This window comes from Archangium violaceum (genome assembly GCF_016859125.1).
GTDB lineage: Bacteria > Myxococcota > Myxococcia > Myxococcales > Myxococcaceae > Archangium > Archangium violaceum_A.
In genome coordinates this window covers 10,093,604-10,109,923 of sequence record NZ_CP069338.1, presented here as the reverse complement: position 1 = coordinate 10,109,923, position 16,320 = coordinate 10,093,604, and the positions used below count along the sequence as shown (strand labels likewise).

General features: G+C 68.0%; 10 protein-coding genes. 2 read left to right on the top strand and 8 right to left on the bottom strand.

The features are described 5' to 3' along the window. Positions 1-1,556 precede the first annotated feature (1,556 nt). Entirely contained in the window at positions 1,557-3,545 is a 1,989-nt protein-coding gene (locus tag JQX13_RS42690) for a cellulase family glycosylhydrolase (protein ID WP_203405151.1), read from the top strand. A 646-nt stretch (positions 3,546-4,191) separates the two neighbouring features. Here the strand turns inward: JQX13_RS42690 and JQX13_RS42685 are convergent. The 6 genes from JQX13_RS42685 to nhaA form a co-directional block, all read right to left on the bottom strand. Further along, the gene (locus JQX13_RS42685; protein ID WP_203405150.1) at positions 4,192-4,401 is read right to left on the bottom strand and encodes a hypothetical protein; all 210 of its coding nucleotides are present in this window, start codon (positions 4,399-4,401) and stop codon (positions 4,192-4,194) included. 104 nt (positions 4,402-4,505) lie between these two features. After that, a complete protein-coding gene (locus tag JQX13_RS42680) occupies positions 4,506-5,369 on the bottom strand; it encodes a DUF2381 family protein (RefSeq protein WP_203405149.1) in 864 nt (287 codons plus the stop codon). Positions 5,370-5,447: 78 nt separating this feature from the next. After that, complete coding sequence (locus tag JQX13_RS42675; RefSeq protein ID WP_203405148.1) at positions 5,448-7,166, bottom strand: serine/threonine protein kinase; 1,719 nt, start codon at positions 7,164-7,166, stop codon at positions 5,448-5,450. Positions 7,167-7,269: 103 nt separating this feature from the next. Continuing rightward, entirely contained in the window at positions 7,270-7,506 is a 237-nt protein-coding gene (locus JQX13_RS42670; RefSeq protein WP_203405147.1) for a hypothetical protein, read from the bottom strand. A 119-nt stretch (positions 7,507-7,625) separates the two neighbouring features. Then, positions 7,626-9,314, bottom strand: a complete 1,689-nt coding sequence (locus JQX13_RS42665; protein ID WP_203405146.1) for an ABC1 kinase family protein — start codon at positions 9,312-9,314, stop codon at positions 7,626-7,628. 64 nt (positions 9,315-9,378) lie between these two features. Beyond that, positions 9,379-10,740: a Na+/H+ antiporter NhaA gene (gene nhaA, locus JQX13_RS42660; protein WP_203405145.1), complete on the bottom strand. Its 1,362-nt coding sequence runs from the start codon at positions 10,738-10,740 to the stop codon at positions 9,379-9,381. Between the two features lie 305 nt (positions 10,741-11,045). Here nhaA and mutS point away from each other — a divergent pair, with 305 nt between their 5' ends. Continuing rightward, positions 11,046-13,664 (top strand): DNA mismatch repair protein MutS, encoded by a 2,619-nt coding sequence (mutS, locus tag JQX13_RS42655; RefSeq protein ID WP_239015477.1) that lies wholly within the window; start codon positions 11,046-11,048, stop codon positions 13,662-13,664. A gap of 387 nt (positions 13,665-14,051) precedes the next feature. Here the strand turns inward: mutS and istB are convergent, their stop codons facing one another. Together istB and istA are read right to left on the bottom strand one after the other, a co-directional pair. Beyond that, complete coding sequence (gene istB / locus JQX13_RS42650) at positions 14,052-14,816, bottom strand: IS21-like element helper ATPase IstB (protein ID WP_239014145.1); 765 nt, start codon at positions 14,814-14,816, stop codon at positions 14,052-14,054. Continuing rightward, a complete protein-coding gene (istA, locus tag JQX13_RS42645; RefSeq protein WP_203405143.1) occupies positions 14,813-16,303 on the bottom strand; it encodes an IS21 family transposase in 1,491 nt (496 codons plus the stop codon). The genes istB and istA overlap by 4 nt, the downstream gene beginning before the upstream one ends. Positions 16,304-16,320 lie beyond the last annotated feature (17 nt).

Genomic DNA, 16,320 nt, shown 5'->3' with positions numbered 1-16,320 from the left:
GCAGGTCCACCCGGGCGGCGGATCCGCTGAAGTCGGGCAGGCCCATGCGGACGAGCGGGTTCCACGACCGCACGGCCTCCTGGCCCAGCGCGTCGAAGGGAGCCTTGCGTTCCGCGAGCGGAAGATCGACGAGCGGCATGACCTCCCCCGCGAGGCGCATGAACTCGACGAGGGCGTGGTGCATCAAGGCGGGGGTGAAGAAGGGGATGTCCACCAGGTCGGCCTGGCCTTGCCCCAAGAGGGCCCGCGCTCCGGCCGGAAGGGCATGGAGTTGCTCGGGGGCGAGCACCTGGCCGAATGCGCTCAGCGGCAAGAAGAGGCGCTCGGTGCGCATGGCGGACGAGAGGGGGCTCAGACCCTCACGGATGCGCCGCAGGGCCACCGTGGCCTGCTTCAGGCTCGCGGGCGAGGCGTGCTGGAGCACATCCGCACAGGGCCGGAAGAGGATTGTGTTCCCGGCCACGGAGATCATGGCCCCGATCAGGCCAGTGCCGTGCCCCATGTCTCGCGACAGCGCGAGCCCATCGATGCAGTGCTCCAGGGCGGCGTCGGCCTGTCCGCTCTCGAGCTGGAAGCGGATCTCGAGCGCGGTGAGCTTGAGGACGTGCTGGAGCGCGATGAACCCCCGCTGCTGGTAGGGGTGGTTGGGGTCATCGAGGGCATGGAAGCCCTCGGGCAGTCCGCCTTCTTCGGTACGCGAGGCCCGCAGCGCGCGCTGCATCAGTGGACGGCCCCGCTCGAGGGACTCGCGGCACACCCCGGGCAGCTCCGTGAGGGGGCGCTTTCCATCGCGGACCTCCCGGCACCGGACGTTGACCGGCTCCTCCAGCCTGGGCTCGGCCTTCTGGAGAATGAGGAGCTCCTGCATCAGGGGCCCGAGCGTCTGGGCGAGCGAGCCGGGAGTGGGCGCGTCCGTATGCGCGGGGCGCACCACGCGGAGGGTCTCGAGGGCCTGGACCTCCGCGATCAGCTCATCCCCCGCCTTCCGGGCGCGCTGGTCCAGGCGCCAGAACGCACCCGCGGCGAGTGCCAGCAGGAGCAGCAGGGAGCCCGCTACGATGGTGAGAATGGTCCGGGCCCTGCTCGTCGCCGTGTCGCTCATGCCCGGCATTGTGTGGAGGTGGTAGGTCCGGCCGCAAGGCCACGGACCACTTCACGGTGCTACCGCTTCCTCGGCCAGGGAAGCACGGTGGAGCGGCTCGAGGAAAGCGGGCGCATTTGGCTCCGGCGCTGCTCTACAATCCCTGACATCGCCCGGCCGACTTCGAGCTTCGCGTCGGAATGAGCCAACCACGAGCAGACTCGCCAGCAATGTGAGTACCTGCCCGTGGTTGGCTTTGCTTTTTTATCAAACTCCAATAGCGATATGTCCGCGCTGGGGGGCGCTTTTAATAACATGGAATTCATGTTATAGCGGCGCAACCGCCTTCTGTTGGATTTCTGGTGGACGCCTCGAGGAGTCCCTGGCGACGGGCTCCGGATCGCTTCACGCATGAGGCACGCGGTGTCGCCATGTGTCCTGCGCGTCAGTGCGCCTGAGATGGAGAGGTGTAACGTTGCATCTGCGTGCCATTCATTGGGTTCTTCTCTCGTCGATTCTCTTCCTCGTGGGCACGCCGCTGCCGGCCAGTGCCCTTACCTTCGTGAACCGGGGCGCCCAGGCCGGGCCGAGGGACGTCCCCCCGGGACAAAGCGTTGGCTTCTTCATCGGCATTCAGTCGCCGGAAGCCGTGTCGAACGTCACCATCACCTTCGAGATCCGGCCGTACACGACCTCGGGTGGCATCTCTCCTTCCGCGGTCCACAAGCAGATCGTGACGGGGCAGAACTTCATCGCCGGGGAGACGAAGCAGTACACCCGTACGAGTCCCTCCAACCTCGTCCCCGGTGACTACCTCTGGATGACGAAGGCGACCAACGTCGCGGGCACCGTCGTCTACTTCGAGGCCGGGAGGGTGGTGGACAACTACACGTTCCACGTGAACAGCGGGCCCCTGCGCTACCGGCGGGGCATCAACCTCATGGACCTGGGTAATGCCGGCCACGTGCTCCCCGGAATCCCCGGGACCACGTATTCGGCACCGAGCCTCGAGTCCCTGCGATACCTGAAGAACCGCGGCCACGACGTCGTGCGCATCCCCTTCATCTGGGAGCGCATCCAGCCCGACCTGAACAAGGGGCTGAACACGGACTACAAGAACCTGCTGCTGCAGACGCTCCGCTACGCGAACTCGGTGGGCCTCAAGGTCATCGTCGACATGCACAACTACGGCCGCTACACGTCCGGCGGGGTGACGCGTGCCTTCGGGGAGGCGGGCGGGCCCACCAGCACCCAGTACGCGAACGTCTGGAGCCTGATCGCCGCCGCCATCAAGGCGGACGCCCCGGCGTACTCGGCCGTCTACGCGTACGACATCATGAACGAGCCCCATGACCTGCCCGCCGTCGAGGGCACGCTGTCGAGTGCCGTCTCCATCTCGAGCTTCGAGTCGGGCCTCGATGGCTGGGTGGCCCAGGGCACGGAGGGCGTCATCCGGGAGGCCCGCGGTGGCCAGGGCTCGATGAAGATCTCCGGCGTCGCCACGGCGAAGGAAGGCAAGAGCAATATCTTCGGCGCGCGGTTGTACTCGAGCACGAAGTCCACCTCCATCACCCACGGGAGGACCTTCCAGGCGAAGGTCTTCGTGCCCACGTCGACGCCCGGCTCGGTTCGTGCCCGGATGGTGATGTCCTCCATGGACTGGATGACGAACTACTTCAGCGATGAGTTCCCCATCACCAAGGGCATCGAGAACCGGGTGTACTTCAACCCCGACGAGGCACTGTGGGCCAGCTACAAGGTCATCGGCATCCAGTTCATCGTGGACGGGACGACTGCCGGCACCTCTCACGTCTTCTACGTCGACCAGGTGAGCCAGGGCACCCGGACCGGTGAAATCAAGCCTCCACGGCAGTGGGAGATCTACTCGCAGGCGGTGGTGGACAAGCTCCGCTATACGAACAACGACAGCACGCTCCTCATGGTGGAGGGCTATTCGTGGAGCTCGGCGGAGAAGTGGCCGAGGAACCACCCGCGCAAGTGGATTACCGACCGCTACAACAACATCATGTATCACGCGCACATCTACATGGACGCCCTCGACTTCCCCGAGTACGAGGGGGACGGCGGCGGGAAGTACAAGTCACATCACGACGTGTATCTGGCGGAGGCCCGGCTCAAGGGTCATGCATCGGTGGGCGCGTACACCATCGCGCGGGTGAAGCCCTTCACCGACTGGGTGGCGGCCCAGGGCACCCAGGGCTTCATCGGTGAGTACGGCTGGCCCAGCACGCAGATGCACCCGAACGACAAGGGCGCCTGGGAAGCGGACGGTGAGGAGTTCCTCGCGTTCCTGGACGGCATCGGCATGGGCGCGACGATGTGGGCCTCCGGGAGCTGGGAGAAGCTGCCCGCCTGCAACATCCTGAACGCCTACGAATTGGATCCGGTGTTCAAGCCGCTGTCGCAGGCCGCCGTCCTCGAGCGGCACCGCGGGAATCCCTGAGCGGAATTCGCCGTGTGGCGGCTCCGGGCCTCATGCCCTGGAGCCGCCCGCTGTTGATGAGGGGGCGTCATTGACACGTCATTGAAGTGCCAACGGCGCCCCGTGACACATCATCCGGGTTGGGGCGAGGGTTCCGCCTCCTCCTCCCGGATGAACGGGAACGTGGTGTGCAAGACAGGGCATCCTCCTTTCGAATCATCAGGAGCGCTCATGTCCGATACAGCCGTTCCCCCGGACGGCATCCGCTACCGGGGTCGAAGCCGCCGTGTCTGGAGGGAGGGACGTTCCTCCCGGAAGCTCGCGCTGCTTCTCTGTCTCATGCTCACTGGCGCCTGCGCGAACTCGGAGCCACCGGCCGAGGAGGAGCCGGACGCGCCGGGTGAAGAACAGCCGGATCCCGATTTTGGCGACCTCGAGTGGGAGCCCCATTTCGAGCCGGACTACAACACCCTACAGCCACGACCCGGGGTGGAGGTCGCCACCGAGACACAGGCGCGAACGGTCGTCGTCAAGCCGGACAGGTTGCTCTTCCCGAAGGCCGACAACCCGGAGGTGCTCCAATGGGACGCCGGCAAGATCGTGGTGTCGGCGCCCAGTGATGGGCCGGGCGCCAATCCCCTGGGCTTCGCCCGCCGGGTGGTGTCTGTCACCGAGCCCTGGGAGCGGCCGCCAGGGCGGTGGCCGAAGCGGCGACGGCGAGCGGGAGCACCTGCTCGCTGGGTTCGGGGGTCCGGACGGGATTCTGGGCGAACACGAGCGCGCGAGGCGCGGGCGCCTTGGAGGCAATGGCCCCCGTCGGGTGCGCCGTCACGACAACAACGCCGAGCGCGTGGAGAGAAGAGCTCACCAAGGTCATGCGTTTGGACCCGCCCCGGGCTTTGGAACGTCCCGCGCTCATCGCCTGCATCATCATCTGGTACCATGAAGGCCCCGGGAGGAGTTCGCCCGGGGCCCTTCGGCTCAATTGTGGATTTCGCGTACTGTCTTCTCGAGCTCCGGGAACACCACTCCTGGAATGGTGACGGTACGCGATCTCTGATCCCAGAGTTTCAGCACCATGGTGCCTTGTGCCTGCCAGGCCGAAACTCCGGCTTCCACATAGACGGGTCGGCTCTCCGAGGGCTGAATGGGCGCATCGTGTCGAAGGATCAATCCCGGCAATTCCTCACCTCGAGAATCAATGAGCGACGCCCCCGTTGCCATCCACGGCGTTGTGGTGGTGTTGTTGATCGACACCCACACGACCACGAACAGCTTCGCCCGGAGGAATGTGGCTTTCGTGTAGGAGATCGTATCTGGCGCTGGGCCGCCATCCTTCTGAGCAGGCGTGCCCCGGATTCCCCTTTCGTCCACGAGCCCGCTGGCAAGAAGGCTTCGCAATCCATGCTTCTCTTCGAGCTGGGTCCATAACCGCTGGAGCTCCTCGCGGAGTTTCTGGTTGTTGGCGCGCTCCTGCTCCGCCTCCTGATAATAGGATTCCCGGGTTCTCCTGTCGCGGTACACCTCCACCTGCCGCGTGGCGAGTCCCCGGTGGGCTACGAGCGTGAAGGTGACGATTTCCTCGGACGACCCATCTCCGGAGCGAGCCGTGAGCCGGAGGCGCTCTCCGATCGCCATGTCCCGTGGAGGCATGAAGCTGATGCCACTCCGTCCACGCAGCACTTCCACGAAGCGCATTTCGTCCTGCAACTCCAGGAAGACACGCGTGTCGAAGAGAAAGCCCGTCATGATTCCCGGGCTGACACAAATCTCCCGGGTTGCTGCCGTGGCGGGTGATGACAATTCGATGCGCCGTGAATCCTCGCAAGCCGAAGCCGCTTCCACAACGGTGGTGATTTGAAGAAGAACCAGGGCCAGGAGGGTGGGGGTAGGGGGGCACGGGAATGTGTCTCCAGCGCGGCTCTAGAAGCCGAATCTGTGCACCACGCTGGCACGGAGGAGTCCCCGCACGATGGCTTTCTCCGGGGTGCTACCCGGATGCACCGACACGCCGGTCGCGGTGCCGATGTTCATATTCAACCTCCTGTCGGTGACGATCTCGTCGAGCTCGATGCAGATCGGAAGGAACTCCTCGCTCCCCTTCAATTGGAGCTTCGTGAAACGGCCGTAGACACGGTTGTCTCCGAACAACAGCTTTCCGTGGAGCATGCTCCTGTAGGGGAGGAGCCTTTCCGGCAGTATCTCCTCGAGCCAGACGCTGATGCCTCCCTCGGAAACGGGCACCATCCCCTGAATGGGTAGCTGGAGGCTGAGGTACATGCTCTGCCCCACGAGAATCCCGAATCGCTTGAGGGTCTCCTCCGATCCGGGGGGGCACGCCTCCTCCGGCGGTGGCTGACGCCGCTGGACGCTCGCGCAGCCGGGGCCCACGCAGGTAATCAGGGTGGCCGCGGCCAGGGATCGAGCCTTCTTGGATGTCATCATCTGGGTTTCCTCGTTGGACGTCGCCGGGGCGACGGGCGCGGGGGTGGGTGACTTCTGAGGTCCCGCGTCAGGGACAACTTCTCCCGTCACCTGGGTGGAGGCCAATTCCTGGCGAGTACTGGCCTGCTGCGGTGGGGGCGGGGAGGGTGACTCCGGAGGTTGGGTCGGCGTTGTCGCCAGCAAGGCCAGGGCCATGGTGAGGACGGAGCTGGCGGCCAGCCACTGTCTCCTGGGAGGCTGTCGCTCGGGCCTCGCCAGGGATGGGGCGGGGCGCTCCTCGTGCCCGGCTCCCGGGAACAGCGGCACGAGCCAGGATCTATCGGCCCGGGCCCACTCCGTCGCCAGGGCCTCCGCGAGCTCCCGGGCACTGGCGAACCGGGCGCCGGGCTCCTTCTCCAGCATCCGCAGGCACAGCTCGCTCAGGGCCAGGGGTACGCTCGGGTTGAGCGCATGCGGGGCCGGGGGGGGTTCATGGAGGATGGCCCGCACCATCCCCGGGTCACGCCGGTCCCCGAAGGGCAGTCTGCGCGTCAGCACCGCGTAGGTGACGACGCCCAGCGCCCACAGGTCATCCCCGGGCCCGGCCGGGTACGGTTCGCCCTCCCACTCCCGGGCGAAGCGCCACGCCTCGGGGCCGCGGTACTCCGGGGTGCCCGGGGGCAGCCGCAGCGTCAGGCGCGGGGTGTCCTCGAGCCCCGCCGCGCCGAAGTCCACCAGGACCGGGAGCCCGTCTGCCTCGCGCATGACGATATTGGGCTCCTTGATGTCCCGGTGCACCACGCCCGCGGCGTGCACGTCCGCCAGCGTGAGCGCGAGCGGCAGCAGCACCTGGCTCACCAGCTCGAGCGCGGAGGGGTTCTCCTCCCGCGCCCAGACGTCCAGCGGGCGGCCGTCGACGAGCTCCAGGGCCAGCACCAGGGCACGCGGCTCGTCGTCCGGCCAGAAGCCATACCCATGGAAGCCCACCACGTTCGGGTGGCGCATCCGGCGCAGGGCGTCCACCTCCCGGTCTCCCCGCGGGTTCCTGGGCACCAGCTTGATGGCGAAGAGCTGTTCCCCCCGTCTCGCCCGGTACACGGCCCCGGAGCTACCGGTGGAGATCAGTCCTTCGATGGTGAACCCTGCTACCACCGTGCCAGGGGTGAAGCCCGGCCAGTCACTTCCATTCCTACCGTTTCCACCGCTTTCGTCGCGCATCCCGTCGCCTCCGAAAGCGGCGCAGGTTACCAGAGCGGTAGGTCATCTTCCCGAACGTGACAGGTAGGGTGGGTGATGGGTGAACAGGAGGGGGCCCGCGGGCTCACCTGGAGGAGTGGAGCTCCTTCGCGTACTGCACCAGGCCCTCCTCCGCCTCGGAGCCGGTCCACCCGAGCGGCACCATGCGCTCCAGCTTCTTTCCGTTCACCGAGACGATGAAGTAGCGATCGCAGCGGTCACCTTCGCCATAGGCGATGCCCAGGCGCATGCCGAGCTGCCGCGCCCGGGTCTCGAGCCGGGCCGTGGTGGATGTCGAATAGAAGCGTGGGAGGATGAGCACGGAGCGAAGGGGGGAATGTCCGCTCCCGGTTTCAACCAGAACGAGCCGCCCCTTTGAAGGACCACCTGGGGTGTCACCCGGGTGGACCACCCGCCACGGTGGGCCCTCGACGCAGGCGCCTACCGGGGGCGCCTCTTCGCCAGCCAACGGCTCACGCGCACCTTCCCGAAGCGCTTGCCGAACAGGTACCAGGTGAGGCTCGCCCCGAAGAGCGCCGCCGACAGCGCCACGCCCAGGATCCCCAGCACCGGCACCCCGTGGTACTGCCACTGCGTCTGCGCGAACGAGATGAACGCCCCCACGATGAACCCGCAGGCGCACAGGCCCAGGAACATCACGATCGCCGCGCTGCGCAGGTTCTCGTTCAGCTTCTCGAACTGCTCCGCCCGCACCGTCACGCTGAACTTCCCCGACTCCAGGTCCAGCAAGATCTGCGACAGCTGCGTGGGCAGATCCTGCGCCAGCGATTGGAAGCGCAGCAGCGTCCGCATCAGCCCCCCCTGCAGCTGGCTCGGATCATACCGGTCCGCCAGCAGCTCCTTGGCGTACGGCATGGCCACCTCGAGGATGTTCAGATCCGGGTACAGGCTGCGCATCATGCCCTCGGTGGACACCGAGGCCCGGCTCAGCAGCGCGTACTCCTTGGGAATGCGGATCCGGTACTTCACCGCCAGATCCAACAGCTCGCGCATGAGGCTGCGCGCGTCCACCTCGCCCAGCGTCGTCGGCAGGTGGCGCCCGAGCAGGCCCTCGATGTCGTTGCGGAAGCCCATCAGGTTGGCCCGCGCGTCCGGCACGCCCACCCGGTAGAGGATGCGCGCCACCGAGTCGCTGTCCTTCAGCGCCACCGCCAGCACCAGCATCACCAGCGTCTCCTGCATGGCGCGCGACAGCCGGCCCACCACCCCGAAGTCCAGCAGCGCCAGCCGGTTGCCCTCCAGCACCAGGATGTTCCCCGGGTGCGGATCTCCATGGAACAGCCCGTCCTCGAAGAGCTGCCGGAAGCTCGCGTCCAGGATGTGGCCCGCCACCTCGCGCCGGTCCTCCTGCGACAGCTCCGCCTGGCTGATCTTCACCCCCCGGATGAACTCCATCGTCAGCACCGTCCGGCTGCTGAGCCCGGCGTACACCCGCGGAATCTTCATGTACGGCCGGTTGCGGTGGTTCTCGAGGAAGGCCCGGATGTTCGCGGCCTCGTGCACGAAGTCCAGCTCCTCGTGGATGGCCCGGTCGAACTCGTCGATGATGCCGGTGGGCGAGTAGATGCCCGTCTCCTCCACCACCGCCTCCAGCAGCCTCGCCAGCGAGCGCAGCACCACCAGATCCGAGTCGATCCGCTCGCTGATCCCCGGCCGCTGCACCTTCACCACCACCTCGTCCCCCTCCAGCGTCACCGCCCGGTGCACCTGGGCGATCGACGCCGCCGCCAGCGGCTGGGGATCGATCTCCTTGAAGAGCTCCGTCGCCTCCCGGCCCAGCGACTCGCGGATGCGCGCGTACACGTCCTCCAGGGGGATGGGCTCCACCTGATCCTGCAGGGTGGCCAGCTCCTCGACGAACTCGGCCGGCAGCAGGTCCGCGCGCGTGGAGAGGATCTGCCCCAGCTTCACGAAGGTGGGGCCCAGATCGTTGAGCAGCATCCGGAAGCGGTGCGCGGTGGAGGCCCGCTGGGACTCGGGTGAGACCTCCACCTTCTCCCGCCGCCCGAGCAGACGCCACACCCCCGCCCGCTCGAGCCACTCGCCGAAGCCGTGGCGCGCTGCGATGACCCCAATCTGCCGGACGCGGTTCAAATCCTGGAGGAGCACGGGGCCGGCACCTTTCCACGGGCCCGCGCGGCCCGCAAACCCCAAGAACGGCTCCTGGGTCCGGTCAGGCCGCCCCGGAAGCGGGCTCGGCGGACGGCTGCGTCCCGGGCCGGGGCATGGGTCCAAAACGCAACACCAGGTAGCCCACCACCGCGGACAACAGGGAGCCGAGCAGGATGCCCAGCTTCGCCTCCGCCAGCAGCAGCGGCTCGTTGGCGAAGGCCAGCCCCGCCACGAACAGCGCCACCGTGAAGCCGATGCCGGCCACCACCGCCACCCCGTGCAGCTGCAGCGCCCGCGCCCGGCCCGGCATATCCGACAGCCCCGCCTTCACCGCCACCCAGGTGAAGAGGAAGATGCCCACCTGCTTGCCCAGGAAGAGGCCGAGCATCACCCCGAGCGGCAGCGGCTCCAGCAGATCCGACAGGTGCATCCCCTTCACGGAGATGCCCGAGTTGGCCAGCGCGAACAGCGGGACGATCGCGTACGCGGACCACCCGTGCCACAGGTGCACGAAGCGGGTGAGCGGCGGCTCGATGTCCTCCAGCTGCTCCTCGATGTGCAGCAACTGGCCGGTGCGCACGGCCTCGTCCTCGGGCTCGCGCAGGAGCTGGCCGATGTAGCCGTGCAGCTCATCCAGGACGTCCCGGCCCCGGCGCGAGGGCTTGGCGGGGATCATCATGCCCACCACCACGCCCGCGATGGTGGCGTGCACGCCGCCGTGGTGCATGGCGTACCAGAGCGCCCCGGCGAGCACCGCGTACACCAGCCCGTTGCGCACGTAGTACTTGTTGCAGGCCGCCAGCACCAAGGTGATGGCCAGCGCCCCCAGCAGCCAATCCACGTGCAGCCCCGTGCCATAGAACATGGCGATGACGAGGATGCCTCCGATGTCGTCGAAGATGGCCAGCGCGGTGAGGAACACCACCAGCCCATGGCTCACCCGCCCCTTGAGCAGGGTGAGACACCCGATCGCGAAGGCGATGTCCGTGGCCATGGGGATGGCCCACCCCTTGAGCGCTGGCGTCCCCGCGTTGAGCGCCGCGTAGATGCCCGCCGGCACCACCATGCCGCCCACCGCCGCCACGAGCGGCAGCAGCGCCTTGGACAGGCTGCGCAGCTCCCCGGCCGCCAGCTCGCGTTTGATCTCCATTCCCACCAGGAAGAAGAAGATCGTCATCAACCCGTCGTTGATGAATTCACGGAAGGTGAAGTGGAAGAGGGTGCCCCCCAGCCCGAGCGCCAGGGGCGCGTCGAAGAGGGCCACGTAGCTGTCGGCCCAGGGGGAGTTGGCCCAGATCATGGCCACCACGGCGCAGAGCGCCAGGAGGATGCCGCTGCCCGCCTCCAGACGGAAGAACGCCTGGACGGGCGCGACTGCGACCTTGAAGAGCTTGGGAACGGGAGGGACGGTTCGAGTCTCCATGGCGCGCGACAGGTTGCACGTCAAAGCGGCTTCGGACCACCGTTTTCGGCTGGGAGGTGACGATTTTCCGGGCCCACGACGGCTGGATGTCAGGGGGGCGTGCTAGCCATCGGCGGAGTAGGAGCGGACGGGTGGACTGCGGAAGTCATGTGTTCTGTTGATCCAGGACCGGACGCATGACACAAGGGGCGGCGATGGGCGCGACGCAAGCGAAGGCAGGCAAGGGACACGGGGACGAGGCCGAGACGCCGGCGGAGACGGCGGGCGAGCCGTCCGGGGCGCGGGAGATTGGCGCGCTCACCCCGATGATGCGGCAGTACCTCGAGACGAAGGCGCTCAACCCGGACGCCATCCTCTTCTTCCGGCTCGGGGACTTCTACGAGATGTTCTTCGAGGACGCGGTGCGCGCCTCGGAGATCCTCGGAATCACCCTCACCGCGCGGGCGAAGAACGCGGAGAAGGTGCCCATGGCCGGGGTGCCGTACCACTCGGCGCGCCGGTACATCGCCAAGCTCGTGGAGCACGGGCTGAAGGTGGCCATCTGCGAGCAGGTGGAGGACGCGGGCAGCGGGCCGGGGCTCGTCAAGCGCGAGGTGACGCGCATCATCACCCCCGGCATGGTGCTGGACGAGGAGGCGCTCGAGCCGCGGGCGAGCAACTTCCTGGCCGCCATGTACCCGGGGGCGGAGGGCTTCGGGGCGGCGCTGCTGGAGGCCTCCACGGGGGAGTTCTTCACCCTGGAGGCGGAGACGACGCAGGAGCTGGTGGAGGCGCTGGCCCGGGTGGAGCCCCGCGAGCTGCTGGTGCCCGAGGGGGAGAAGGACTCCCCGGACGTCTCCTTCGTGTTGACGCGGCTGGCGAGGCCTCCGGCGGTGGCGGAGCTGGAGAAGGCCGCCTTCGAGCCCTCGCGGGCCTCGCTCTACCTGCGCAACCACTTCGCGGTGCAGTCGCTGGAGGCCTTCGGGCTGCAGGACGCGCCCCTGGCCACCGGAGCGGCGGGCGCGGCGCTGCGCTACCTCAAGGACACCCAGAAGACGCCCGCGGCCCACGTGGACAGGCTCAGCCGCCAGCAGCGCGGCGGCCACCTCCTCATGGACGAGGCCTCCCGCTCCAACCTGGAGGTGTTGCGCACCCTGCGGGACGGGGGCCGGCGGGGCTCGCTATTGGGCGTGCTGGACAGGACGGCCACCGGCCTGGGCGCGCGCAAGCTGGCCCGGTGGTTGGCCGCGCCCCTGTGCTCGCTGCCGGAGATCAACGCCCGCCTGGACGCGGTGGAGGAGTTGTCCCAGCGCAGCGTATGGCGCGAGGAGATGACCGGGCTCCTCAAGGAGGTGGGGGATATTGAACGGCTGTGCGGCCGGCTGTCGCTGGGCGCGGGCAACGCGAGGGACTTGAGGGCGCTGGGGCTGTCGCTGGCACAGCTGCCGAGGCTGGGGGCGGTGCTCGCGCGCTGCGAGTCCGTGCTGCTCAAGTCCTTGGCGGGGCCGCTCGGGGCGCTGCCGGAGCTGACGCAGCTGCTCTTGAGCGCGGTGGTGGACGATCCGCCCACGAGCCTCAAGGAAGGTGGCTTCATCCGCGCGGGCTTCCACGCCGAGCTGGACAAGCTGGTGGAGCTGTCCACGTCGGGCAAGGACTTCCTGCTCAAGATCGAGACGCGCGAGCGGGAGCGCACGGGCATCGGCTCGCTGAAGATCCGCTACAACAAGGTATTCGGGTACTACCTGGAGGTGACGAAGGCGAACCTGCACCTGGTGCCCTCGGACTACATCCGCAAGCAGACGATGGTGGGCGCCGAGCGCTTCATCACCCCGGAGCTCAAGGAGTACGAGGAGAAGGTGCTCACGGCGGAGGAGCGGCGGAGCACGCTGGAGCTGGAGCTCTTCGAGCAGTTGCGGGCCCAGGTGGTGAAGGAGGCGCCGCGGCTGCGCTCGGCGGCGGAGGCGGTGGCCACGGCGGACGCGCTGCTGTCGTTCGCGCGGTGCGCGGCCGAGTACGGCTACGTGCGGCCCGTGGTGGACGAGTCCGAGGTGCTGTCCATCACTGGCGGGCGCCACCCGGTGGTGGAGCGCATGCTGGGGGCGGGGGAGGCCTTCGTTCCCAACGACGTGCGGATGGACTCGGGGGACGAGCAGATTCTCGTCATCACCGGACCCAACATGGCGGGCAAGAGCACGGTGATGAGGCAGGTGGCGCTCACGGTGCTGATGGCGCAGGCGGGCAGCTTCGTCCCGGCGTCCTCGGTGCGCGTGGGCCTGTGCGACAGGATCTTCACGCGCGTGGGCGCGGCGGACAACCTGGCGCGAGGGCAGTCCACCTTCATGGTGGAGATGACGGAGACGAGCCACATCCTCCACCACGCCACGCGGCGCAGCCTGGTGGTGCTGGATGAGATCGGCCGCGGTACGTCCACCTATGACGGACTCTCCATCGCCTGGGCGGTGGCCGAGCACATCCACGACAAGGTGGGAGCGCGGACGCTCTTCGCCACGCACTACCACGAGCTGGTGGATCTCTCCCGGGAGAAGCCCCGGGTGAAGAACATGTGCATCGCGGTGCGGGAGCAGGGGGGCAAGGTGCTCTTCCTGCGCAAGCTGGTGCCGGGTGGGGCCAACCGCTCCTACGGCATCGAGGTGGCGAGGCTGGCCGGCCTGCCACCAGAGGTGGTGACGCGGGCAAGGGACATCCTGCAGAACCTGGAGTCCGGCGAGTTCGATGACAGTGGCCGGCCGAGGCTGGCACGGCGGACGTCGCGTGCGCCGTCTCCGGGGCAGCTCGGGCTGTTCGGCGGAGTGGCCGAGCCCGGGCCGAAGCTGGAGCCGAGCCACCAGAAGGTGGTGGAGGCGCTGAAGACGCTGAAGGTGGACGAGATGACGCCGCTGGAGGCGCTCAACCTCCTGGCGAAGCTGCAGCGCGAGCTGAAGTAGGGAAGGGCGGATGGGGGGGGGGCGGACGCGGGTTCGATTCCCGCCGCCTCCGCTCTTCAGGGCCCCAGGTTCTCCGGAACCTGGGGCCTTTTGTTTTTCCGGGGAGCATCGGTGCCCAAGGGGCCGTTCAAGTCCTTTGGCACCTTCTCTGGGATGCTTCCTGGTCTTTCAGTATAGGTGCGTGTGCACGCCCCCATGCGCGAAGCCGATGATGTCGGCGTGGCCGTCGCCATTGTGTCGCTGAACATGAAGAAGCGCGGGAAAATGAACCAGCCGGTTTGGGGGCGAGGAGCGGCGGGGCTCGCGCTCCGAGGAGGCCCGCACCGCAGTTGGGGGCGGGCCGGAGCGGAGCCACAGGGGGACTGGGGGATGTAGTCCCCCAGGGCGTCAGCCGGAGCGGCGGGAGCGGCGAGACTCCAGAGAGGCTTCGGCTTCGCGGCGGCGGTAGCTGTCGCCCTCTATGGAGACGATGTCGCAGTGGTGGATGACGCGGTCGATGAGGGCGGTGGCGCAGCTGGCGTTGGGGAAGATGGTAGGCCAGTCGCTGAAGGCCTGATTGGTGGTGAGGACGAGGCTGCGTTTCTCATAGCGCAAGTTGACGAGTTGGAAGAGGAGGTCGGCGTTGCGCGCGTCGTAGGAGAGGTAGCCCAGCTCGTCGATGATGAGCAGGCCCACGCGAGCGTAGTGGCGCAGGCGGGACTCCAAGGCGCGGGAAGAGTCGCGCGAGCCGAGGTCGAGTAGCAGCTGGGAGGCGGTGGTGAAGAGGACGGAGTGGCCGGAGCGCAGGGCCTCGTGAGCGAGGTTCTGGGCAATCATCGTCTTGCCCAGGCCCTGGGCGGCGAGCAGCACGACGTTGCGAGCGTCCTGGAGGAAGTCCAGACGCAGCAGGCTCTCCACCAGGGGCCTGTCTATGGACTTGGGCCAGCTCCAGTCGAAGTCGGCCATGGGCTTGAAGCGGCCCAGGCGGCTGCGCAGGGTGCGGCGCTCCAGGGAGCGGCGGGCGCGCTCGTCGGACTCCAGTTGGACAATCTGCTCCAGCAGCTGGGTGGGAGAGAGGCGGGCCTTGGTGGCGCGAGCGACGAGGTCATCGAGCTCGGCGCTGGTGCGGTGCAGGCCGAGCCCGGAGAGGGAATGAGCCAGGGAGGAAGTCACGGGGAGTCCTTTCGCAAGAGGGCGTCGTAGTCGGAGAGGGAGTGGGGCTGGACGCGGGCAGAGCGCACGCGGGGGTCGTCGGGGAGGGAGACTGAGAGGACGGGAGGCAGGTGCTGCTGGCGGCGGGAGTGCTCCAGGAGGTGGGCGACGGACTCGGCGCCGATGGCACCGCGAGAGAGCGCGGTGGACAGGGCGGACTCGAGGGCCTCGGGGCCATGGGCGTCGAGCAGCTTGAGCAGGCGCGAGGTATGGCCTGCGAGGTGGGCGTTACGCGAGGCGAGCGCGGCGATGAAGGCGTCGGCGCTGGGGCAGGACTGGCGCAGCCTGTCGCGTCCGCGCAGCTCGTGGGCGTGGCGCTTGTGGGCGGCGAGGGCGGCCAGGTGCTCCTCGCATTCGAGAGTCTTGCCCTTGTCCCAGCAGCGCGTGTGGCGGGCCACCTCCCGGGTGCCATCCAGCAGGCGCACCAGCGAGTCACTGGCCACCAGGGTGAGAGGCTTTGTCACCAGGGTGTGGGGAATGGAGTAGTCGTTGCCGTCGAAGCGGACGTAGGGCGTCTTGCCGCTGTGGAGGGTGCGCACCACGTCGCAGCTGAAGGCATTCCCTGGCAGGGGAAGCAGTCGGGGCCGCTCCTCCTCCAGGGCCTGGTGCACGCGGCGAGAGGTGTCCTGTGGGAGGGGGCGTGCGTGGGCGGTGTCCTCAATCCAGCGCGACAACTGGGAGTTGAGGTCATCCAGAGAGGAGTAGGTACGTGCGGCGAAGAAGGAGTGGCGCAGGTAGTGGATGGAGCGCTCCACCTTGCCCTTCTCGTTGCCGCGGTAGGGAGCGCAGGGCTTGGGAGCGAAGTGGTAGTGGCCGGCGAATTCCAGCAGCTTGGGGTGGAAGCGGATGTGGTCGCCCACCCGCTCCAACACCACGCTCTTCAAATTGTCATACAGCAGGGAGCGCGGCACCCCGCCCAGCGCCTGGAAGGCCAGGGTGTGGCAGCGCAGGAAGCTCTCCAGGGACTGCTCCAGGACGAAGCGCGCGTAGAGAGCGCGCGACCAGGAGAGCACCAGGACGAAGGCGCACAGGGGGCGCTCGGCCCCGCCAATGCGCAGCCGGCCGAAGTGGGCCCAGTCCACCTGGGCCTGCTCACCCGGCAGCGTGGACAGCCGCAAGTAGGCCTCGGCCGAGGACACCGGCCGGTGCCGGGCCACGTAGCGCCGCACCTGGAGGGCGCTGCCCTGGTAGCCGCGAGCACGGAGCATCTCGTACAAGCGCGTGGCGCGCAGCTTGGGGTGCTGCGCCAGTGTCTGGGCAATCAAATCCCGGTAGGGGTCAAGCATGGTGGGCCTCACCCGGGCGGTGGTGCGCACGAAGCGCTCCACCTCCAGGGCTCCCCTCACGGTGTCGTGGTGCACGCCCAGCTCGGCGGCGATGGTGCCCACCTTCCAGTGCTCGGCGAAGTAGAGGCGGCGGATGCGGGCGCGCTGCTCGTCAGTCACCATGGCGCCCTCCTGGCCCG

Coding starts and splice junctions, on each gene's coding strand:
- JQX13_RS42675 (WP_203405148.1), bottom strand. CDS start 7,166: ATGCGCGACGAAAGCGGTGGAAACGGTAGGAATGGAAGTGACTGGCCG.
- nhaA (WP_203405145.1), bottom strand. CDS start 10,740: ATGGAGACTCGAACCGTCCCTCCCGTTCCCAAGCTCTTCAAGGTCGCA.
- istA (WP_203405143.1), bottom strand. CDS start 16,303: ATGGTGACTGACGAGCAGCGCGCCCGCATCCGCCGCCTCTACTTCGCC.
- mutS (WP_239015477.1), top strand. CDS start 11,046: ATGATGCGGCAGTACCTCGAGACGAAGGCGCTCAACCCGGACGCCATC.
- JQX13_RS42685 (WP_203405150.1), bottom strand. CDS start 4,401: ATGACCTTGGTGAGCTCTTCTCTCCACGCGCTCGGCGTTGTTGTCGTG.